This window comes from Desulfogranum japonicum DSM 18378 (assembly GCF_000429945.1).
Classification (GTDB): Bacteria; Desulfobacterota; Desulfobulbia; order Desulfobulbales; family Desulfobulbaceae; genus Desulfogranum; species Desulfogranum japonicum.
In genome coordinates this window covers 26,066-46,562 of the sequence record NZ_AUCV01000001.1, presented here as the reverse complement: position 1 = coordinate 46,562, position 20,497 = coordinate 26,066, and the positions used below count along the sequence as shown (strand labels likewise).

The window sequence follows — 20,497 nt, the reverse complement described above, 5'->3', positions numbered from 1 at the left end:
CTCTGAGCTACACGACCATCTTCATACCTGCGGTAACACCTTGCGCATATTCTGAAGTCTGTGTGCATCCTGAACCTTCACATATAACATAGCACATGCGTAATACAAAAATTTTCTGGCAGATCTTCCCCGGCACTGTGCTCATCACCCTGGTTGCTATCCTCTTTATCGGCTGGTATTCCACTGAGCAGGGAAGGGAATTCTATATTGAACGGCTGCAGGCCGGAATAGAATCGAGAACCCGTCTCATTGAACCTCCCATTAAATATCTGTACCAGCATGATCGCGAAACATTACATCAATATGTCAGACAGGCAGGTCGTAGCGCAGGGACTCGAATCACACTGATAGATACAAAAGGCGTTGTACTCAGCGATTCCAATGAAGATTACAGAGTTATGGAGAACCATGCCACTCGACCTGAAGTGGCAGAGGCACTTAAAGGGAGGATAGGAGCATCGCAGAGATACAGCAACACCCTTGGCCAATCAATGCTCTATGTGGCTATCCCGACACAACTTGGAAAAAGCGGAAATGCTGTTCTTCGCTTATCCTTGCCCACCACGCCTTATAACGCCATGCTTAACAAGGCATTTAAAAAAATGATTTGGGTGGGTATTGCTATTATGATCATAGCTGCACTTCTTGCGTATCAGCTGGCCCGTATGATCAGCCGTCCCATTGAGGAAATGAAGCGAGGTGCCGAGCAGCTTACCAAAGGCCGCATTGATCAGATGGTAAAAATCAACAGTGATTATATGTCTGTTGAACTTGCGGGCCTGGCAGGCGCGCTCAATAAGATGGTGGAAGAGATCAACCGTCGGGTGCGGGTGATTATACAGCAACGTAATGAACTTGAAGCTGTGTTTTCCAGTATGGCAGATGCCGTGGTTGCCATAGACAAAGATAAAAAAATCCTGCGCATGAACAAGGCTGCTTCTGATATGTTTTCTCTTTCTGCTGAATCGGTACAAGGAAAGATGGTGCAAGGTATCATACGCAACCAGCAGCTTCTGGAACTGCTTGACCGGGCGCTGACGGAGAATAACCTGCAAAAAGAACAGGTATCCATATATGATAAAAGTACACGCCTTGAGTTACAGACTCACGCAGTTCCCCTGTGCGCTGAAAATGAGACCATCGGCGCATTGCTGGTTATGCACGATTTAACCAAACTCAATCGTCTGGAAAACATACGCCAGGATTTTGTAGCCAATGTCAGCCATGAACTGAAAACCCCGATTACGGCAATTAAAGGGTATGTGGAAACTATTCTCGATGACGGCCTGGAAGACAAGGAACAGTCACTCAAATTCCTGCAGGTGGTAGCCAAGCAAAGCAACAAGCTCGATGACATTATTGATGATCTTCTGGTGCTTTCCAGGGTTGAAAACCCTGTGAATACAGAAAGTATAGACCTCACTCCGGTCTCCATTACCGAGTTATTGACATCGGTAAAACAGCGCTGCAAAGAAGCTGCAGAGAAGAAACAGATCGCTGTCAACATTGAGGATGATCCGGAACTGGAAGCACCTTTAAACCAGCCGCTGCTGGAGCAGGCTCTTATCAACCTGCTAATCAATGCCATTCGCTACAGTTCTGAGAATACCCCTGTAACATTGCGTTCCTACTGCAGTGAAACCATGGAAGGAAGAAAATATGCCAATATCAGTGTTGTCGATCAAGGGCCGGGAATTGCCAGAGAACATCTTTCAAGACTGTTTGAGCGTTTTTATCGCTGCGACAAGGGTCGAGGGCGTGATCAGGGGGGCACAGGCTTAGGTTTGTCCATCGTCAAGCATATTGCCAATGCCCACAAGGGTCATGTAGATGTAAAAAGTACAGTTGGCAAGGGTTCCACCTTTACGATATCTATCCCGATTGAGGAAGCAAAGGCACAGTCTGCCTAACTAATTACAAGTGAAAGCAACTGGTTACCCGCACAGTGACCCATTGCCAGTCAACAGCTGCCTGATGAATGAAACCACATATGAACATTATAGTTGCCAATGAAAACAAAGCTGGTTGCAAGTAACCAGTTACGACTGTTTTTACTTTATACATGTTTAACCGCGTTGCTATCCGCATGCTCGGCAAAGCCATACGCCGTACAGCCAATACCAGAAGCCCAGCCTGTTAGATCGCACCTTGTTTATATTGTAAGTCATGGTTGGCATACCGGACTTATTATTTCCGGAGCAATTCTCAATGAAGCTGTTCCGGGACTGGAAAGACGTTTCGGGATGCCAGATTTTTATGAGATTGGCTGGGGAGATAAAGGATTTTACCAGGCTCAGCAAATCACGACTGGTCTCACATTACAGGCCATGTTCTGGTCCGAAGGTGCTGTGCTTCATCTCGTTGCTATTTCTACCCTGCCTGCACAATATTTTAACGGTGAGCCTGTTATTTCAACATGTCTCTCAGACAACGAACTTGACTCGCTGAAAATATTTCTTCAATCAAGCTTCCTTTACACACCAACACATTCAACAGTTCCACTAAGAACCGGTATTTATGGGAATAGTCAATTTTATACAGCCCAAGGACGCTATTATCTTCTCAACACATGTAATAAATGGATTGCAAAAGCGTTGAAAAGTGCTGGTTTGGAAATTCAACCTGTATTTAAGCTAACATCCGGCAGTATTATGAAGTATTTAGAAAAGAATGCCCGTCCATGTACAGAATAATTATGCTTACGAAAAGCAGAAAAGGCTGTAGTGAATCACCATCCATAAGCAAACGAAATCAAAGACATACATCCTCAGAGACCAGTTACATCGAATTCGTGGCACTCAATCGGCTATAATCGATAACCATATCTCTAAGCATTGCAGCTCCAGTAGTGTTCGGTTTTCTAGCGGTAGTATTCTTTAAAAAAGCCCATCAAGAGGAAACCCCATGAATATCATGGCACACCATTCTCAAGCAGGCGTCAAAAGCCTCAGGGATAAGTATCAATGATCTGACGGCTTTCTTCGAACAGGGAGAGCAGAAAACGTATAAACCCAACGAATGGTTATTTCAGCAATCAATGCCACGACAGTGGGCGGGTATCATCCTCAAAGGTGATGTGGAGCTCGTGCGCGGACTCCATGGATCTTCACGTCATATTGGGACGATGTCAGCCGGCGCGTTAATAAGTGAAGGCGCCTTTCTTGATGGTGATTCACACTCAAACGGTGCATACACCAAAAACGGCACCACAATCTGGCAGATTTCCAAAGAAAAAATCAACGCATACAGGGAAAACCAACCAGATATTTTCTACAGGATAGTCTCAAGGATTGCCGTCGGGATTAACAGGCGCCTCAGGGTTCTCTCTAAAGAACTGCACAGAACACATGAACAGGCAAAAGTAGATGTGAGCGGTTTTCGTCTTGAGCACGACTCACTTGGCCAGCGTGAAATATCTGATCACGTATATTATGGTGTGCAAACCCAGCGGGCCATGGAAAATTTTGCGATATCCGGCATATTTGTAAGCAACTTCGAGCACCTTATCCAGGGCCTTGCCATGGTAAAAAAGGCTGCGGCACTTGCAAACTGTGAGCTCGGCAGACTGGCCACAGACAAAAAAGACGCGATCTGCAAGGCCTGTGATGAACTCCTGGCAGGTAACCTTCATGAAAATTTTACGGTTGATATGTTTCAAGGAGGCGCAGGCACATCCACAAATATGAACGCCAATGAAGTAATCGCCAACCGTGGTCTGGAGCTGATGGGGTACAGCAAGGGAGAATACGAGCATCTCCATCCCAATGATCATGTAAACTGTTCGCAATCCACTAACGACGCATACCCGACAGCAATCAAACTCTCTGTTCTCATTTCTTCCAAAAATCTTGTTCGTGCCATGGAAGATCTTAAGGTATCGTTGGAAAAAAAAGGAGCTGAGTTTGCCGACGTTTTGAAAATGGGACGTACTGAAAACCAGGATGCGGTTCCCATGACACTTGGCCAAGAATTCAGCGCTTATGCGATGATGATTGACAGTGCAATCAAGGCCATTGAGCGAGCAGCATACGACTTCGGTGATATCAACATGGGAGCAACAGCCATCGGCACAGGAATCAATAGTCCTGCAGGTTATGCCAACCTGGTAACGAAAAAGCTATCTGAAGTAAGCGGTCTTGAGTTGCGTCGAGCTAAAAATCTCGTCGAAGCGACGCAGAATGCAGGGACCTTCGTCCATATGTCGGCAACCCTGAAAAGAGCTGCTGTACAAATCTCCAAAATTTGCAATGATCTTCGCTGGATGTCTTCAGGGCCACGTTGCGGCCTCAATGAGATTAACCTGCCTCCAATGCAGCCTGGTTCATCCATCATGCCGGGAAAAGTGAACCCAGTAATTCCGGAACTCGTCAACCAGGTCTGCTACCAGGTCATGGGGTACGACGCCGTAGTCTCAATGGCGGCAGAGGCAAGTGAGCTTGAACTCTGCATGGCTGAACCCATTATCGCCTACGATCTTCTGCACGGTATGATGATCCTGAAAAATGCCTGCGTAACGCTGACCTCACGCTGCATCGTCGATATCCAGGCAAATCGCGATATTTGCCGAGGCTATGTGGAAAACAGTATCGGTCTGGTCACGGCACTCGTTCCTGTTATAGGGTATGAACAATCAGCAGCCATAGCCAAAGAAGCATTGCAAACAGGGGGAAGTGTTTACGAACTCGTCCTTGAGAAAGGCTTGCTCTCAAAAGAACAACTGGATGAAATGCTGAAACCTGAAAACATGACCGACCCTCGGGAAATCCCAAACCAGTAGCAAAATTGAAGTGAAGCCGGATACATTCATTAAACCGCATCCGGCTCTTCAGCCTTATGGGTTTGCCGGCACCAGGACACATTTATCCCTAATATCAAAATTGGACATAATCTCCTGTTTTTTCAATAAAATCAACTAGCTAACCATTTTTGCAACTACTCACAGGAGAGACGGACAAGCTTAAATATCTCCCATATTTAAACTGGTTACAGGGCGCCTGAGGTTTTCGCAAGCAGGCTGGTGCAGCGTATTGAGTCATACGTAAACCAGGCTGATCGCGGAAAGATCAGGTGCCCTGTGAGCAGTTAACCATTTTTCTTTGTTTTGTACCTCCCCCCTGACAGGAAAAGATTTTCTTTTGCAAAATTTCATTGTACATTGCGCCGCTTTTCTGTGCATCAGTGTCTTTTACCCTTCACCTCATATTATCGGGACTCTTCATCATGGCGCTGTCGTTACAACAAAAAAACAATTTCACGAGCGGCAACAGGCAGGAATTTAAAGATCGTTATGAACGGCTTTTTTTTCCAGATGAAAAAGCACTGCTTGAGGCGGACAAACGACGCCAAGATATTTTGCTGGATTTGGGCACAAGCGTATCCATCGGTTGCCTTGGCACCAAACTCGATATGACAAATCTTTCCCCTGGGTGTCGGCTCTGCGTCGAGGGGCTATGGTCCTGCCTCTTTATAAATGGCAAATGTAACGGTAATTGTTTTTATTGTCCTACCAGTCAGGACGAAGTCGGGTCGCCAACGACAAACACCGTATCTTTCCAAGATTCCAAAGATTATATTGCCTACCTGCGTCTTTTCGGGTTCAAGGGGGCAAGTATCAGCGGTGGCGAACCACTGCTGACGCTTGATAAATCTGTTCGTTTTATCCGATCGATCAAAAAACATTTTGGCGAGAATATCTACGTCTGGCTGTACACGAATGGAATTCTTGCTACCAGGGATATCATGAAAAGATTGGCTGGTGCCGGTTTGGATGAAATACGTTTCGATATTGGAGCCACAGGCTACAGTATGCGGCACCTAGAGCATGCAGTAGGGGTTATCCCTACAGTAACGGTGGAAATCCCCGCCGTTCCAGAAGAAAACGAGCGAATGAAATGTTTGCTGCCAACCCTGTATGATTGCGGAGTCCAGCATCTTAATCTTCATCAATTGCGGCTCACACCATATAATTTTGAAAAGATGGTCATCCGTAATTATCGGTTCCTGCATGGGAAGAAAGTAACTGTGCTTGACTCTGAATTAACCGCCCTTGAACTTCTCCTGCATGGCAAAAAAAATAATATAAAACTTCCAATCAATTACTGCTCTTTTCCGTACAAAAACCAATTCCAAGCCCTGGCAGCACGTCGTCGTAATGCTTCATTTATCCTGAAAAGTTACGAATCGCTGACAGAGAACGGTTTTATCAGGACCTTGCTGCTTATCGGAAACCATGAAGTACTGGCACAGTACCTCACAGCTTTTGAACGCGCAGGTTTCAATGCAACCCTGTGGAATATGAACGGTCCAGAAAAACTGTATATCCACCTTGACCTTTTGCCGCACATTGATTTCGCGAACATCGGTTTACAGGTTTTCTACAGTTCTGCATATCAACGCCAGTCATCCGGGTATCGCAATCCGTTTTCTAAAGTTGCTATTTCCAACAAAATGAGCATCGTTATTGAACGGGAAACCTCTCCATACCGTTTTGACCTTTCTCCTGAGCAAATTGCGTTCCTCTTGTCCGTAATTATGGCTCCCGGTAATAATCACGCTTTACAGTCGTTAGAAACGGTTGATTTGCCTGAGAAAATGCTCGATTTTGAATATATGCGAGAAGGCCTAGCCGAATACTATTGAAGATTAGCATAGCATGTATATTATACATTCTTTGTAGCTCATCACGGGTCTGTATATTCTTGGTTTCACTCACTTCCGGACTGTAACTGATCACTGGTGCTTCATATCCGAACAAGCGCGATTGTAAGCAGGTAAGCGACCAGTGGGAAACTCCATGGGGAGTCTGTGATCAGTTACAGATATAATGAAAACTGAAGCAAGGTGCCACATGCTCCATGATCAGTTACGTTGAAGAAATCGGGAGTCACGAGAAAGTAGCAATCCTTTTTCTACCGTCTCCTCTTGAAAAAAAACGGTTACAAAAAATCATGTCCGCCACGTGCTCCCGTTAATGACAATTATTTTCTTCTTCTGTGTACTGCAGCGAGACCAGCGATGCCGCAGCCGAAAAGAACCATAGTAGTTGGTTCAGGAACAGGAGCGGGAGTAGAGCCTACCTGATTGTTTGACGCTACTATAAGAAGATTGTCCAGGGCAGCATATGAGCCTACCAACAGATCTATTTGCAGTGTCACACTTCCATTTGTGTTTCCTGCTGTATTAAGTGAAAACTCCCCAGTTAACCAATCAAACACAGATTGTGCTGATGCAGTACCCTGCAGTTCAAAAGAATCTAGAATTGTTCCATATCCTGTATTTACAGTTCCTGTGGGGTTATCATAGAGTGTGAATTTAAAGGTGGGTACTTCACCATCACTTATAAATGTCCCCCCATAGGAACTAAGGTCAATACTTGAAATGTCTATACTGACATTAAAATAATCATAGTCCCCGACATTGAAAGACAGGCCAAGCAAATCATTCTGTCTGCTGCCCAACATACCCAAACTATAATTACCTGCTGTTCCTGCAGGATCAGAATAGCCTGTACCAAAGGCCTCGGAACCTGTTACAAGAAGAGTTTCCACTGTATATGCCTGTGCAAAACTAAATCCAACAGGTTGGTTACCATAAAGACTATTTACAGTGTTGTAAATATTAACATCATGACCATTGTTGACAAAGCCGTTAGGGTTTTCAAAGTCTTGATCATATAAGATAACATCAGCAGATGCTGTATCAAATACCCCTATCATTACAGCAAAAAATACTGTTGACAAAATTTTCTTCATACATTGGACCTCATTACTACTAAAACAGATAGTATATTAATAACATAGATATAAAACACATTAAATACCCAAATATCAATCTCAGGAAACTTAAACATAATACTTTTTAGGAATGATTGTCAAGTAAGCAAGTTTCACCCCCTGATCAAGATTGAAAAAAACATACTTCATCACGAGACATGCGATAACTTTTACCACAAACATAAAGGTAATATCGGCGTCTTCGCTTTCCTTCGAGGATAACGCAAAAATTGGGCAGGTAAGGGAGGAACGAAACTCCGAAAAATCCATTTATGGACAGGTATGGACTAACCAGCCAGCGCCTTTATTGGTATTTACAAACAGATAAGAATCAAAGTTGAGGCTATATAGTTTCCGTATTTGCCCAAGAGTGTATTCTCTGACTAGATTGTTTATCGCTCAATCTTTCATGCTTAATCACGAGAAGAGGTTGAGCGTAGAACAAACGGCTGAACTCAATTCTACTTTTGGGAAAATTCTTCCGCCACCTATGACAAAGAACCATTTTTTATCATCAGCCCTATTTTTCAGAAAAAACAATTGAGATTGTTTCACTGCCATATTAGTGTTTCACTTCTTTACGGATCCTGATACACAATCCGACTGAAAAGTATCTTTCACAGCAACTCAACAATAACCTATTCCCTGCAATCCGTATCTATCCGGAAATAAGGCTTCAGCTTGCATGGGCGAACGTCCTCGTTGCGAAGCAAGCACAGCCAATCTCTCCCCGGAAGGTCACGAATAACCTGTTGAGGTACACAATGCGTGCACTACCTGTTGTTTTCGCGTTCATCTTTCTCATTTTTTCCCAGGCCTTTGCCCAAGATCAACCTCCTGCTCTGGTAAAAACCACCCAGATCATTCAGGAGGATGTTGCCAAAAACAAACCCTTTATCGGGCTGTTTTACTATGACAGGGTCAGTCAGGTCTCCAGCGAGGTTGCAGGTCTGGCTGCGACCATTGAAGCACAGCTCGGAGACCGCATTCAAAAAGGACAGCCTCTGGTTCGTCTCAATACAGATTTACTTGAGACAGATATCCAACTGGCTCACACCCGGATCAAACAGAGTGACCTGGAAGCAGAACTGGCTGCAAAGGACTTTGAACGTCAGGAAAGCCTTCTCAAAAAGCGCGGCGCCAGTCAGAAAAACTATGATGACGCCTCCTTTAGTCTCAGTAACGCACGCATGGAAAAACAGGCGTCGCGACAGACACTGGCAAAGCTCAACCTGCAAAAGGAAAAAAGCACCATCACTGCGCCTTTTGACGGGATAGTACTGGAAAAACAAGTGGAGGTAGGCGACTGGGTACAACAGGGAAATCCTGTAATGACAGTGGGCTCCACCAATGATCTCTTTATCAAAGTGCCTGTGGGAGAGACCTTGCTCCAGTTTATCGCTGAAGGCCAGCAGGTCAATATCGTTATCACCGCCTTTAACAAAGAAATTACGGGCACCGTTGCTACCATTGACCCTCGTGCCGACGAGCGGACTAAAAACATTTTTATTAAAATACGCGTTCCGGCACAGGAAAACGTTGCCGAAAACATGAGCGCCACAGTCTATCTGCCCATTAGCAAAAAACAAAAACTTTCCATTCTTCCCAGAGCTGCACTGATCAAACATCAGGGCAAGGATTTTGTTTATACCATCAAAGATGGCAAGGCAACCATCCTGCCGGTAAATATTGTCACATACCTTGGAGACAAAATCGCCGCAGATAACCCCTACCTTGCCCCGGGCATGCCAGTAATCATTGAGGGTAACGAACGGTTACGGCCCGACCAACCAGTCACCTTAGGTCAAGAGTAAAGATCATGGATATTATCCGCTACGCCCTTACCAAACCTGTCAGCATTGCTGTTGGTGTTATTCTGGTTATCATTTTCGGCCTCATAGGCCTCAATAAGCTTCCGGTTCAATTGACCCCGGATGTGGAAACCCCGCAGATTACGGTCAGCACACGTTGGAACGGAGCAACTCCCTATGAGGTAGAAAAAGAAATCATTGAGAAGCAGGAAGATACACTCAAAGGGCTACAAGGGCTTACAGAAATGGAAAGCTCAAGCTATAACTCCCTGGGAGAGATCACTCTTTCCTTTCAGGTCGGCACTGACCTGGAAGACGCACTGCTTCGCGTATCCAACAAGCTCAATGAAGTCGCTGATTATCCTGACACTGCAGACGAACCCGTCATTGAGGCGGCGGGTGCCCAGAGTTCACCTGTAATCTGGATGATGCTCAGGCCCAAACCTGAGAACACCACACCCATCAATCATTACAAGACCTACTTTGAGGACAATGTGCGCCAACACATTGAGCGGGTGAATGGGGTGGGATCGCTGTTTGTCTTCGGTGGCACTGAAGACCAGCTGGAAATTATCATTGATCCCCAAAAAATGGCAAGATTTGATGTTTCCATCAATCAGATTGTAGGTGCCGTGCAACAGGCTAACAGTAATATTTCTGCCGGGGTTTTGGGCATTGACCGGAAGAATTATCGAATCCGGACTGTCAGTCAGTTCCAGAAACCTGAAGACGCATTATCCGTGGTCATTTTTGATGACGGTCTTCGACGCGTCTATCTGCGAGATGTGGCTACGGTCAATCTTGGTCATGCCAAGGAAGATGTGTCGGTGCTGCACAATGGCAAACAGGTTATCGTTATCGGCGTACGCCGGGAACAGGGTGCCAATGTTCTGAAAATGAGCGATGAACTGGAACAGGAAGTAAATCGCTTGAATACAGATCTGCTTGCCAGCCAGGGGTTGTTCATTGACTGGGTGTATGACCAGCGCCCTTACATCAACACCTCCATATCACTGGTAAAACAAAATGTACTGGTGGGTGGGATACTGGCTATTATCGTCCTGCTGCTTTTTCTGCGTAGTGCTCGCTCCACTGCTACGGTTGCCCTGGCCATCCCTATTTCCGCCATCGGTGCCTTTATCCTGCTATGGCTCACCAACCGCAACCTGAATGTTGTCAGCCTGGCAGGTATCTCTTTTGCTGTGGGCATGCTGGTGGATAACTCCATCGTTGTTCTGGAAAATATCGACAGGCACCGTGCCATGGGCAAAACAGCCTTCAAAGCCGCCTACGAGGGAACCAGGGAAGTGTGGGGAGCAGTTCTCGCATCAACTGCAACCACCGTAGCTGTATTTTTGCCCGTGGTTTTCATCCAGGAGGAAGCTGGTCAGCTCTTCCGGGATATCGCCATAGCCATCACCTCTTCCATTGTTCTCAGTCTGATTGTCTCCATTACAGTCATCCCAACCCTGATCAACCTGTTGTACCGCAACTCCAAAGGGAAAAAAGAAACCGGACGATTTCAAAAGTCTGTCATCGGACCCAAACTGGCTGACCTGATCATGAACTTTTCAGACGTATGCATGAAAACCGTGGTCTCCAGGATAGTTTCAGTAGTTGCTTTTACAAGTCTTGCCGTAGTGCTCGTATTTGCACTGATGCCCAGTGCCGAATACCTGCCCCAAGGTAACAGAAACCTGATCCTCAATATTATTATTCCACCACCTGGTTATTCTGTGGAAAAACAAAAGGAAATGGGCCGGTACATATATGCCCAGGCTGAACCATACATTAAAGAGGACAATAAAGACGGCATACCCCAGGTGAAACAGATGTTTTATGTTGGTGCGGATCGCATCACGCTGTTCGGCGGTATCAGTACCCATGAAACAAGAGCCAGGGAGATGATGCCCATGTTCAGCCGGATTATGCACTCCATCCCTGGTATTTTCGGCGTCAGCACCCAGGCAGGTATTTTTGAATCAGGCATTGGCGAAGGCCGAACTGTTGAGATCAACATCTCTGGCAATGATATCAATGCCATTGTTGACACGGCACGTACCCTGTATGGCGTCACCAGTCAAAAAATAGCAGGCAGTCAAATCAGGCCGGTACCTTCCCTTGAAACCAGTTATCCTGAGGTGAAAATTATCCCGGACAAAGAAAAATTGCGGGCCAACGGACTCACAGAGTCCGACCTGGGCGTGTATGTGGATATTCTCATGGACGGGCGTAAAATAGATGACTATCGTCCGGAAGGAACCAAGCAGGTCGATCTGATAATCAAAGGGGATGAGGCGGTATTCACATCTCCGGAAGATATCCTCAATGCCACCATTGTTTCCGGCAACAACGACCTGATACGAATCGGGGATGTGGCAGAACTGGTCTATACCCAGGGAATGCCCCAGATCAATCACCTGGAGCGCAACAGGACCATCACCCTGCAGGTTACACCTCCCCGCGAAGTGGCCCTGCAGACAGCCATGGATACCATTCAACAGGAAATCATTGCGCCTATGCAGCAGGCAGGTAAGCTGGCAGGGCTCTCCGTACGCGTGGGCGGTAATGCTGATAAACTCACAGAAACCAGACAGGCACTGCAGTGGAACATGCTGCTGGCTGTGGTCATCACCTACCTGCTCATGGCAGCATTGTTTGAGAATTTTTTCTATCCTCTGATCATTCTTTTCACCGTACCACTGGCGGCTGCCGGTGGACTGATAGGACTGCGCTCCGTTGACGCACTCATTGCGCAACAGCCTCTGGATATACTCAGTATGCTGGGTTTTATCATCCTTATCGGTACAGTGGTGAACAATGCCATTCTCATCGTTCACCAGTCGTTGAATAATGTCCGCTATAACAATCTTATAGGACTGGAGGCCATCTCCGATGCTGTACGAACCAGAATCCGTCCTATTTTCATGAGCGCCACCACCAGTGTTCTGGCCATGTCTCCCCTGGTAATTGCCACAGGAGCAGGCAGTGAATTATACAGGGGGCTGGGCTCCATCCTTCTTGGAGGACTGGCGATATCCACCCTGTTTACTCTTTTTGTTATCCCGTCTCTGCTCTCTTTTGTAATACTCTGGGAAAAGCCGAGAACAGAGGATCAATAGCCTTTTTCATGGAATCTCCCTGCACGGTAAGTTACCCCGTGCAGGGGATTTCCAGAGACTCCTTTCAGCCATTATCGCCGTCCAACACCTGGCGTATTGCCACCCCAATCTTTTCAACCGTATATGGTTTCTTCACGTATTGGCCAACACCGAGCAGCAAGGCAGCCTTAACCCTGTCGGTTTCCGCATAGCCACTGGCAATTACAGCTTTCTGCTGCGGTCGGAAACGGATAATCTGCTTATACGTTTCCAGTCCATCCATATCAGTATCATCCATGACCATATCGAGCATAACCAGGTCCGTATGATTGCTCTTGAGGTAAACGACTGCTTCATGGCCGCTTTTAACGCTGGTGGTTGTATATCCGAGACGTTGCAGGATCGCTCCGGCGAGTTCCCGCTGCTCAGCAATATCATCCACAATCAGAATATGCTCACCTTGACCGAGATATTCAATCTGGTCCCTCCGTTTCACCTCTTCAAGTATATTCTCCCTTGTAGCAGGGAAATACAGCTCAAAAGTCGTTCCCCCTCCTTCACTTGTAGTGACATTCACAAAACCTTCGTGGTCCTGCACGGTGCCCCAGACTACAGCCATGCCCAATCCTGTGCCGCTCCTTCCCAGTTTTTTCTTGGAAAAAAATGGTTCAAAAATACGATCTAAATCTTCTCGGGCAATCCCCACACCATTATCGCTCACAGTAAGCAGCACATACTCTCCCTGTTCAATTTTCTGATACCCCATAATCGGTGTATCCACATAGGCATTTTCCGTAGCGATGAGAATGTGGCCTCCACGGGGCTGTGCTTCGGCTCCGTTATTCACCAGGTTCATGATGGTTTTTTGAAGATGCACCTGCGATCCCTTGATCTTCAATAAGTTAGGATCGAGTTGGGTTTCCACTGTAATGTTGGGGTATTCTTCAAAGGTCCGCTCATATTCCGGAGACAGCAGGTAATGCTCAATCAAGGCGTTCAGGTCCAATACATGGCGTTGCGCCACTCCCCGCCTGGCCAATGTGAGCAAGTCATCCACAATATTTGCCGCTTTTTGGCCGGATTCCTTGATTATTTCTATAAATTTCCGCTGCCTGCTCTCTTCAGGCAATGCATTGAGTAGAAGATCCGGATAGCCGACCATGGCAGAAAGGACATTATTTAAGTCATGGGCCACTCCTCCGGCGAGTAATCCGAGCGCCTCCATCTTCCTGCTCTGCAGCAACTGATTCTGCACCTTGCCAAGCTCGGTTTCTATTCGCGTTCTTTCATCCACCATATTGTTTGCAGCTTCTGCCAATCCCTGAAGCTCGGTGAAATAGATATCCCTGGTGCGGATCTTTCTGCCAGAGCTGGCGGCATCCTTAAAAAAGTTGGTAAACAGCACCAGATCGTTTGATATCTTACGGGCCAGAACCCTGGACAGCACCCCAATGATGACCACACAAGCAAGTAGGACCAGACAGATGATCAACACATTTTTTCGTATCTTTCGTTCCAGATCGACACGCATGATAGCGAGCTGGTCAGTGATGGAGTCTACATAAACACCTGTCCCGATCATCCATTGCCAATCCTGTATTCCTCTGGCATAGCCAATTTTTTCGGCAGGCATGCCCGTGGAGGGACGGACGGTTCCCACATATTCGAGATACTGCCCTTTGTCTTCTCTGGCTATTTCGATCAATTCCTGAACCACAGCCATATTATTGGTATCGCGAAATTGCCACTGATTCTGACCGATTCTCTCCTTTTTATAATGAGCCAGCGTGTTAGCCTGGTAATCGTACACAAAAATATACCCATCTTCCCCATAGTGGATATTGTTTATCCAGCCCAGGATTTCATTTTGGATGGTCTTTTCAAAATCATCCACATACTCTCCTGTTCCAATCCACCAGCCCAACGGCTTAAACTCCTGGATAAAACCCACTTTCTTTCGCATCTGCAACTCATCTTCGGGCTTATACCAATACCAGGTCAAAAAGCCTTCGCCGCTCTCTTCAATGATTTTCTGTGCACGTTTGAGGGTATAGTTGCCCTTGCTGTCCTGTAAATGCAGCAGGTTAGTTCCCTCCAGCTCAGGAGAGAACGGTAGCATCACGTTGGTTCCGTCAGTACGATAAATGAAGTAATATCCACGATCTTCATTAAAACGTATAGGCCGCAGAGCCTCTACTATCAATCGGGATATCTCCTCTTCACTGGCTTTGCCTTGATGGATCTCATACATATGTGTAGCTATGGCTATGGCCTCCCGCACTTTTGACTGCAGATTGGCCCGCAGCTGGCTCTCGGTCTGAGCACGCTTATAGCTTATGTATTGCAAAACACGATCAACTTCGTCCTTTATCAGGTCTCGCTGGCGCTGCATATACTCATCTTTCAGCGAGGTTGACATGGCATCAAATCGTAAATACTCCTGACAAACCCAAATCGTTCCCACAAGAAGCACCGCAAGTATGGCGACACCAAGCATACTTACAGTGATTGTTTTTCTGAAACTCTGAAAAATTCTCATGGGAAATCCTTATATCGAACAAACTGCACCATAATTACCCACATGTATCCCCCTACCCCGCATTTCTCATGATTTGTTTGAATACATAATTAACTGACTGAAATAATACTATTTGTCGAATATTCCTCTTTTTCCTGTCACCTGTAGCCTTTCCAGAGTATTCATAGTAACGAATGGATAGAGAAAAAACACGCTTTCTTCCCATACTATGCCACAAGTCCCCAGGAGGTTATCCATGTTCATCAATGGTCGTTGGCTTTCATATTGCGAACAGTTTCCCGTATATAATCCTGCCACCGGAGAACATCTTGGCAATGTCTGCAATGCCAGTTTACAGGATGTACAATCAGCTATTCATGCCGCCAGCGATGCGCTTCCAGCATGGTCTTCCACCACGGCATATCAACGTTCCGGGTTGCTGCATGCCGCACATGAATGCGTACTGCAACAGAAAGAGGAACTGGCCATACTCATGACCAGAGAACAGGGAAAGCCACTTGCTGCAGCGAAAAATGAAGTGCAATACGCAGCTGATTTTCTTCTCTGGTTTGCTGAAGAAGGCAAACGCATCTATGGTGAAACCATTCCCTCAGCACGTCCTGACCATCGCTTTCTGGTTCAGTACCAACCCGTTGGTGTAGTAGCAGCTATTACCCCCTGGAATTACCCCATCTCCATGATTACCAGAAAAATAGCTCCTGCTCTTGCGGCGGGATGCACCATTGTCCTCAAACCGGCCGAAGCAACCCCGCTGTGTGCCATAGCCCTGTTCAAAATTTTCGAACAGGTCGGGATCCCCGCTGGAGTGGTGAACCTGATTACTGTACAGAATCCACGACCAACGGGAAAAGAATTCTGCACAAATCCCCAGGTGAACAAACTGACATTCACCGGTTCCACTGCAACAGGAAGATTATTGGCCACAGATGCAGCACCGTCATTTAAACGGGTATCCATGGAACTGGGCGGACACGCGCCCTTTCTTGTCTTTGAAGATGCAGATCCGGTGCGCGCTGCCAAAGGAGTCAGCCTGGTTAAATTCCTCAATACCGGCCAGGCATGTATCAGCCCTAACCGTATTTTTGTACACGAAACCATTGCTCAGCCATTTATAGATACCCTGAAACAGCGCATTGAAACAATGCAGCCAGGAAATGGCCTGAAGCCAGGTGTGAACATAGGCCCCCTTGTCAATGCTGAAGCTCTCGACAAGGTGCAGCAACAGGTAGAAGACGCGGTTTCCCGTGGAGCGAAATGTCTTTGCGGTGGGCAACGGCTCATGGAAGCAGGGATGGACAAAGGATATTTTTATGCGCCCACTCTGCTTACAGAGGTAACACCTGATATGCTCATATACAAAGAAGAAACCTTTGGCCCGGTGGCACCTATCATTACTTTTAACGACCAGGATGACATCATCTCCATGGCCAATGACACAGAATACGGGCTGGCGGCATATATCTATACCCAGTCCCTGAGCCGGGCCATGAAGACTTTTGACCTGCTCCATTTCGGAATAATTGGCATCAACGACATCAACCCTACCAGCGCAGCCGTCCCTTTTGGGGGTATGAAAAACAGTGGCCTGGGAAGAGAAGGTGCCCGTGAAGGTATCATGGAATACCTGGAAACCAAGTGTGCAGGAATTATGCTGTAATCAGCATTTACAGTTACACAGATCCCATACAGTCGCTTCGTCAAGAGTATACAGAGCATCAAGAAAATGCATCTGCAAACTCCCCGGCCCGGGAGACTGCCGGGCAGCAAGTTCTCCTGCAACATTCATTACAGCTGCCGTATCCACTGCCGCCTGGAATGAATCTTTCTGCACAGCGGCAAAGGCTCCAGCAAGGGCTGTGCTGGTGCAGCCAAGACCGGTTACCCGGGGCATCATTTCCGAGCCGCCTTGCAAACGAGCTTCACGGCCTCCGGAAATAACCAGATCCGTAGCACCGCTGATAAGAACACTGCAGCCGTACCGATCACAGAGCAACCTTGCCGCAGCTCCGGCTTCCTCCACACTGTTCGCAGTGTCCACACCTTTGGGTTTTCCAGCTTCTCCTGCCACTGCCATGATTTCAGAAGCATTACCACGCAGGATAAAAGGCCGGTATTTTTCAAGGAACTCACGCGCGAGCTCGGTACGGAGCCTGTTGACCCCGGCAGCCACCGGGTCCAGGACAATGGGCCGCCCCAGTTCGTTTGCCCTGGTCATGGCCACACGCATACCCTCAATATAATCATCAGCAAGTGTTCCCAGGTTAACAACCAGGGCGCCACCCAACTCAATCATACCTGGGAGATCCTCCGCAACATGACTCATGGCTGGAGAGGCGCCAAGGGCAAGGAGGGCGTTGGCAGTATTATTGGTCACCACATAGTTGGTTATATTGATGATCAATGGTGCTTCCTGTCGTAGCATGAGTATGTCCTGCCAGATCTGCGCCGTCACTTCTCTGTTACTGTTCATTTCAACAATTCTCCGACATGACTCACTTTTTGCTGTATTCTTCCGCCTTCTCCGGCTTTGGAGTCTATGGCAACGGTCAGATAGACCCGGTCACAATCCTTTCGCAACTCATCATGACATTGCCTGATCACGTCCATGATTTCAACATAGTCGCCCTCCAGAGCTGTCCCCATGGGACCCAACTGATACGGAACCCCGGAATCCTTGACTATCTGCAGGGCCCGGGCAACATAGGGAGCGAGACTGTCTTCCCCACTCTGTTTCAACGGAAAAATTGCAAAGGTTGCTACACAACTCATAGGTTTTCTCCCCTATAAAAAAACAATTACGGTAAATTGATAAAGAAAAACAATCGTGATGGATCACTTTACTCCCACAATGTAATGAAATCTAAAAAAATATTGAAAAACACCTACGTTTCCTGAATAAAATATTCCAGCGAACAATTGAGACTGCCGTATAATACTTTTGGGGTATCTTGCATAATGAGATTTTTCGTTCAAGGTCAAGGCATGTGAGAAAAATTACCGCAGACATATCGTTGATATTTCGATGATATTTTTTTGAGCATAACGCCGAAATTGAACAAAAAAGCAATTACTCAAGGTGGCCTTTTGAACAGACAATAGCCAACATATACCAAACAAAAGGTTTTTATTGTGGCTCTCCAGGCAAGCGGACTTAGATATGCCGTGCGGCCCAACGTACTTCTGAAGTACTTCGGGCAATTGAATCTCATACTCGCCATTTTAACCATAGCCCCCTTAGGCGTATCACTGCTGTTTGGGGAGTTTTTGGCATCTCTGCGGTATTGCATCGTGCTCTGCGCCCTTCTGATCTTCTGGTTCAGCACAATCCGAGTACGTGCTCCTGCTGATATGCAGAATAACGAAGGTCTGGTTCTGGCTGCCCTTATCTTTTTATTCACCCCCCTTGTCATGGCCTATCCAATGATGTATCCAGGATCAGGATTTCTGGATGCGTTTTTTGAAGCTGTTTCAGGGATAACAACCACGGGATTGAGCACCAGAGAAACGCTGAACAACGCATCTGTAAATTTTCTTTTTGCGCGTGCCTGGATGCAATGGTACGGAGGACTGGGTATCGTAGTTCTCTCTCTGGCGTTCGTCCTGCGGCCTGGACTGGCAGCCAAAAGCCTGGCGGGTAGCGGAGTAGAAACAGATGATCTGGTTGGAGGCACACGTGCACGTGCCCGAAAAGTCTTTCGTATTTATTGTATATTGACTTTTCTTGGCATTATCGGATCACTGCTGGCTGGGGTATCTTTTTTCGAATCCTTGCTGTTCTCCCTATCAGCTGTCTCAACCGGTGGATTTGCCCCATATGATTCCAGTATTGCCAACTTAGGAGTACCTGCCCAAGGCTGGATTACCCTTGCCAGCCTGACAGCAGCAGTCCCCCTGACCTTCTATTCCCGAATATTTTCAAAAAGAAATAAAGCAGGGTTGGGAATTTTCCAACTGAAAGCCATTATCATTGCCTGCGTTGTTGTTTCCCTGGCAGTGGCCACCTCCATGCGCATCTGCGGAGGAATGGCATGGTCTCAGATATTGCATCACGCTCCATTGCTTGCATTTTCAGCCCAGACAACAGCGGGATTTTCATCTTTGTCACCTGCAGAACTTGACTCAACTTCAAAACTTTTACTCACCTTTTCCATGCTCATTGGTGGAGATATGGAATCAACAGCCGGCGGATTCAAACTTCTGCGCCTGTTGATAGCTGCCCATGTTTTTCAACTGCTGCTCCTGCGAAGCAGTCTGCCAAAACATGCAGTCATTGATCACAGACTGGCTGACCATCCACTTCACGAAGAGGAAATCCGCAACGCATTTTTGCTCATTGTCTTGTTCATTGGTATTGTAGCAGTCTCCTGGATACCTTTTGTGGCCATGGGTTTTGACCCCATTGATTCTCTGTTTGAAGTTGCCTCTGCAACTGGAACGGTGGGGCTGTCCACAGGAATTACGAGTTCTACTCTCCCCTCGCTGCTCAAGGGGGTATTATGTATTGATATGCTGATGGGAAGGCTTGAAATAATTGCCTGGTTGGTTTTACTCTATCCGAAAACCTGGATTGGCAGAAGAATGGAGGGCACATGAGGATTGTGTTTATCGGAGCCGGAAAAGTGAGCATCGGCACAGCACGCGAGCTCATCAACAAAGGCCACGAGGTAATCATTATCGAACGTAACAAGCTCAAAATAGATGAATTGTCCAAAGACATGGATTGCAGCTTTCTGCTTGGTGATGGCAGTCACCCGAAACTGCTCAATGAGGTGAATCCGCCTAAAACAGATTTTCTTTTCTGCCTGACCGACAGCGACCAGGCAAATGTCATCGCAAGTCTTGTCGGTCGTTCACTGGGATTTACCCGCATCGTAACCAGCATTGCTGATCCCCAGTATGAAAGTATCTGCCACGAACTTGGACTCAAAGACACCATTATTCCCTTCCAGACCATCAGCCGTTATCTGGCAGATATGGTTGATGTGGGCGAAAGCGTTGAACTTTCAGGAATAATCAAAGATGAAGCACGTCTCTTTTCCTTTGTCTTTCAGAAAAACACCCCTGTCCTGCCCAGAGATTTACAACTTCCAGCGGAATCCAGGGTTGTCTGCTACTATCGAGAAGGTAAATTTTCCCTTGCAGATGGAGAAACACTCTTTCGTGCTGGTGACGAGATCGTTCTTATAACACATAGCAAAAACGTGCATCTATTGCAGGAATACTGCAAACAAAATGCAGACACTACCAAGGCAGAGGGTAACTGATCACAGGAAA

The 20,497-nt window shown here is 46.7% G+C and carries 13 protein-coding genes; 9 read left to right on the top strand and 4 right to left on the bottom strand.

From position 1 onward, the window contains the following. Window positions 1-95 precede the first annotated feature (95 nt). The 4 genes from G493_RS0100205 to G493_RS27105 all read left to right on the top strand — a co-directional run bounded on the left by G493_RS0100205 (window position 96) and on the right by G493_RS27105 (window position 6,639). A complete protein-coding gene (locus tag G493_RS0100205) occupies window positions 96-1,910 on the top strand; it encodes a sensor histidine kinase (RefSeq protein WP_028578740.1) in 1,815 nt (604 codons plus the stop codon). 99 nt (window positions 1,911-2,009) lie between these two features. Next, entirely contained in the window at window positions 2,010-2,693 is a 684-nt protein-coding gene (locus G493_RS0100200; protein WP_051308893.1) for a TIGR02117 family protein, read from the top strand. A gap of 215 nt (window positions 2,694-2,908) precedes the next feature. After that, window positions 2,909-4,777 (top strand): aspartate ammonia-lyase, encoded by a 1,869-nt coding sequence (gene aspA / locus G493_RS0100195; protein WP_084813347.1) that lies wholly within the window; start codon window positions 2,909-2,911, stop codon window positions 4,775-4,777. Between the two features lie 443 nt (window positions 4,778-5,220). Further along, window positions 5,221-6,639: a radical SAM protein gene (locus tag G493_RS27105; RefSeq protein WP_153306397.1), complete on the top strand. Its 1,419-nt coding sequence runs from the start codon at window positions 5,221-5,223 to the stop codon at window positions 6,637-6,639. A 338-nt stretch (window positions 6,640-6,977) separates the two neighbouring features. Here the strand turns inward: G493_RS27105 and G493_RS33915 are convergent, their stop codons facing one another. Continuing rightward, window positions 6,978-7,751, bottom strand: a complete 774-nt coding sequence (locus G493_RS33915; protein ID WP_028578737.1) for a PEP-CTERM sorting domain-containing protein — start codon at window positions 7,749-7,751, stop codon at window positions 6,978-6,980. 785 nt (window positions 7,752-8,536) lie between these two features. Between G493_RS33915 and G493_RS0100170 the strand changes: the two genes are divergently transcribed. Both G493_RS0100170 and G493_RS0100165 read left to right on the top strand, forming a co-directional pair. Beyond that, window positions 8,537-9,586 (top strand): efflux RND transporter periplasmic adaptor subunit, encoded by a 1,050-nt coding sequence (locus G493_RS0100170; RefSeq protein WP_028578735.1) that lies wholly within the window; start codon window positions 8,537-8,539, stop codon window positions 9,584-9,586. 5 nt (window positions 9,587-9,591) lie between these two features. Then, the gene (locus tag G493_RS0100165; RefSeq protein WP_028578734.1) at window positions 9,592-12,705 is read left to right on the top strand and encodes an efflux RND transporter permease subunit; all 3,114 of its coding nucleotides are present in this window, start codon (window positions 9,592-9,594) and stop codon (window positions 12,703-12,705) included. A gap of 64 nt (window positions 12,706-12,769) precedes the next feature. Here G493_RS0100165 and G493_RS31620 read toward each other — a convergent pair whose 3' ends face one another. Beyond that, window positions 12,770-15,223, bottom strand: coding sequence for a cache domain-containing protein (locus G493_RS31620; RefSeq protein WP_028578733.1), 2,454 nt, complete (start codon window positions 15,221-15,223; stop codon window positions 12,770-12,772). A 235-nt stretch (window positions 15,224-15,458) separates the two neighbouring features. On the opposite strand from G493_RS31620, the gene G493_RS0100150 reads away from it, so the two are divergent. Continuing rightward, window positions 15,459-16,880: an NAD-dependent succinate-semialdehyde dehydrogenase gene (locus tag G493_RS0100150; RefSeq protein WP_028578732.1), complete on the top strand. Its 1,422-nt coding sequence runs from the start codon at window positions 15,459-15,461 to the stop codon at window positions 16,878-16,880. Here the strand turns inward: G493_RS0100150 and thiM are convergent, their stop codons facing one another. Next, on the bottom strand, window positions 16,881-17,693 hold the full coding sequence (thiM, locus tag G493_RS0100145; RefSeq protein ID WP_028578731.1) for a hydroxyethylthiazole kinase: 813 nt from the start codon (window positions 17,691-17,693) through the stop codon (window positions 16,881-16,883). Next, entirely contained in the window at window positions 17,690-17,992 is a 303-nt protein-coding gene (locus G493_RS0100140; protein ID WP_028578730.1) for an MTH1187 family thiamine-binding protein, read from the bottom strand. The genes thiM and G493_RS0100140 overlap by 4 nt, the downstream gene beginning before the upstream one ends. Before the next feature lie 360 nt (window positions 17,993-18,352). Between G493_RS0100140 and G493_RS0100135 the strand changes: the two genes are divergently transcribed. Together G493_RS0100135 and G493_RS0100130 are read left to right on the top strand one after the other, a co-directional pair. After that, window positions 18,353-19,816 carry a TrkH family potassium uptake protein gene (locus tag G493_RS0100135; protein WP_028578729.1) on the top strand — a complete coding sequence of 488 codons (1,464 nt, stop codon included), beginning with the start codon at window positions 18,353-18,355 and terminating at the stop codon, window positions 19,814-19,816. Further along, the gene (locus G493_RS0100130; protein ID WP_028578728.1) at window positions 19,813-20,487 is read left to right on the top strand and encodes a potassium channel family protein; all 675 of its coding nucleotides are present in this window, start codon (window positions 19,813-19,815) and stop codon (window positions 20,485-20,487) included. Before G493_RS0100135 ends, G493_RS0100130 begins: the two co-directional genes overlap by 4 nt. Window positions 20,488-20,497: the final 10 nt, after the last annotated feature.